Genomic DNA, 2,442 nt, shown 5'->3' with positions numbered 1-2,442 from the left:
GGCACTAATTCATCCTTTGGTTTTGTAGATATTTCCTTAAATAATCCAAATATATCGCCCAATTTATAGACGGTTTCTTGAGCTAATTTAAGTAATGCCCGGGCTGAAAATCGCGAGCATTCATATAAAGTATCCATTTGAGAGATAAATTTATTGATGGCGGTAACTAAATCATATAAAGAGGCTAAGGCAATGGGTGTGTTAAAATCGTCATCCATTGCTTGAATGAATCTTTCCTCAGTTTGTTTAATTGCCTCATAAAATTCCCGGTCTTTTTCCTCCAGCCGGCTCGGGTCAAATTTAATAACTGTTTGTTGTTCCCCTGGTAATAATTGATAGAGCTGGGTATCAATTGATGTTGTTGATTCAATCTTAAGAAAGTCAGTTACATTTCTTAATGTATTGTAGAATCGTTGAATCCCTGCCTTTGCCTGTTCTAAGTTTTCAACTGAAAATTCAATCGGACTTTTGTAATATGTGTTAAGGAAGAATAATCGAATCACATCAGCCGGGTAATTCTCTAAAACATTTTTTATCAAAAATTCATTGCCCAGGGATTTAGACATTTTTTCTTCATTTAAGGTAACCATCCCGTTATGAATCCAGAAATTAGCGAAATTTTTACCGGTATAACTTTCAGATTGGGCGATTTCATTTTCATGATGTGGGAAGACTAAATCCTGACCGCCACCGTGAGTATCAAAGGTCTCACCTAAATATTTAATGGACATTGCCGAACATTCGATATGCCAGCCGGGTCTTCCTTTGCCAAACGGGCTATCCCAGGCAGGTTCGCCTTCTTTTGCTGATTTCCAGAGGGCAAAATCTTGCGGTGATTTTTTACGGGTATCAATTTCAAATCGTGTTCCGTGTATCATCTCGTCTAAACTTCGACCGCTTAATTTACCATATTCTTTAAATTTACTTACTTCAAAAAATACATCGCTATCAGCCTGGTAAGCAGAACCCTTTTCAATCAGAACTTTAATAAAATCGATAATTTCCTGAATATGTTCAGTAACTCTCGGGTAATAAGTCGCCCTTTTGATACCCAATTTATCCATACATTTAAAATACTCATCGATATATTTTTTTGCCAGTTCTTCAGAAGAGGTATTTCGTTGTTTAGCTCGTTCGATTATCTTATCATCAATATCGGTAAAATTCTGGATAAAAATAACCTCATAGCCTTTATATTCCAGGTATTTTCGGATAATATCAAAGGTAATGTAGCAACGGGTATGTCCCATGTGGCAATCTGAGTATGGAGTCAAGCCACAGACATACATCTTAACCTTACCTTCTTCAATCGGCACAAATTCTTCTTTTTTTCGAGTTAATGTATTATAAATCTTTAGCGACATCTTTCAGACCCCTCATTGACTATTTACCACGGATTTCCACTATCTCTTATTGGGAATTTTTTTATCTGAGCACCTGTTGGTGGTGTTACCGGGGAAGTATCTTTGGCAATGGCAATTGCCTCCTCTAATTTCACATCCTGTGTATAGAGTGCCTTACCAACAATTATCCCCACTACTCCATATTGAACATAAGGGAGTAATTTTTTTATATCTTCCAATGTGGAGACACCGCCAGAGACAATAGTTCTCATTTTAATTGCCTGAGTAAAACTACGGATAGCATCAAAGTTAGGTCCTTCAAGCATACCATCACGGGTAATATCCGTATAAACCAATTCTCGCACACCAATTTGTTTCATTTCTTGAGCTAATGTCACGGCAGAATATTCCGTCATTTGTTGCCAGCCCCAAACCGCAACATTGCCACCTTTGGCATCAATACTAACAACTATCCTTTCTCTAAATTGAGCAACAATAGCGCGGGTAAAATTTGGGTCAATAGCGGCTTTTGTGCCAATAATAAGTCGGCTCACCCCTGTCTCGAATGCCTCTTTTACACTTTTTATGTCTCGAATGCCACCACCCAGTTGAACCGGTATTTTAATCTGTGAGACAATTTCTTTTACCCAGGGTAAGTTTTCTAATCTGCCGGAGATAGCACCGTCTAAATCTACTACATGGAGCAGTTTTGCCCCCTTTTCTTCCCACATCTTAGCAATTTCAACTGGATTGGCAGAATAAATAGTTTCTTCCTCTGGTTTGCCTTGAGTTAGCCTGACAACTTTGCCTCCTTTTAAATCTATTGCTGGAATAATTAACATAATTCACCACCTCCATTTTGGTAATTGGTAATTGGTGAATGGTAATTAGTTACCAATTATCACTTACTTGCTTTTAAAGTCTTCTTAGACTGATTTTAAATTATAACATACTTAACAATAATAATCAACAAAAAAAATTTGGTAACTATTCACCTGTAGGGAAGTAGGGAAGGTATTATCTAATTCTATCTAAAGGTCTTAATTATCTGCCAGATTTTCAATCCATTTGGGATATATCTGAAGAAGTGAGTAGGATG

2 protein-coding genes are annotated in these 2,442 nt (G+C 37.1%); both read right to left on the bottom strand.

The genetic code is table 11. The features are described 5' to 3' along the window. Nucleotides 1–1,364, bottom strand: a 1,364-nt coding sequence (gene cysS / locus AB1414_19230; GenBank protein ID MEW6609546.1) for a cysteine--tRNA ligase, incomplete at its 3' end; no start/stop codon positions are given. A gap of 23 nt (nt 1,365–1,387) precedes the next feature. After that, entirely contained in the window at nt 1,388–2,185 is a 798-nt protein-coding gene (hisA, locus tag AB1414_19225; GenBank protein MEW6609545.1) for a 1-(5-phosphoribosyl)-5-[(5-phosphoribosylamino)methylideneamino]imidazole-4-carboxamide isomerase, read from the bottom strand. Between the last annotated feature and the right edge of the window lie 257 nt (nt 2,186–2,442).

This window comes from bacterium, from assembly GCA_040755795.1.
In the GTDB taxonomy this organism is placed as follows: domain Bacteria; phylum UBA9089; class CG2-30-40-21; order CG2-30-40-21; family SBAY01; genus JBFLXS01.
This window is presented reverse-complemented; position numbering and strand designations above follow the sequence as displayed.

Excerpts from the sequence above, each read along its gene's own strand:
- hisA (MEW6609545.1), bottom strand. The coding sequence starts at position 2,185 with ATGTTAATTATTCCAGCAATAGATTTAAAAGGAGGCAAAGTTGTCAGG.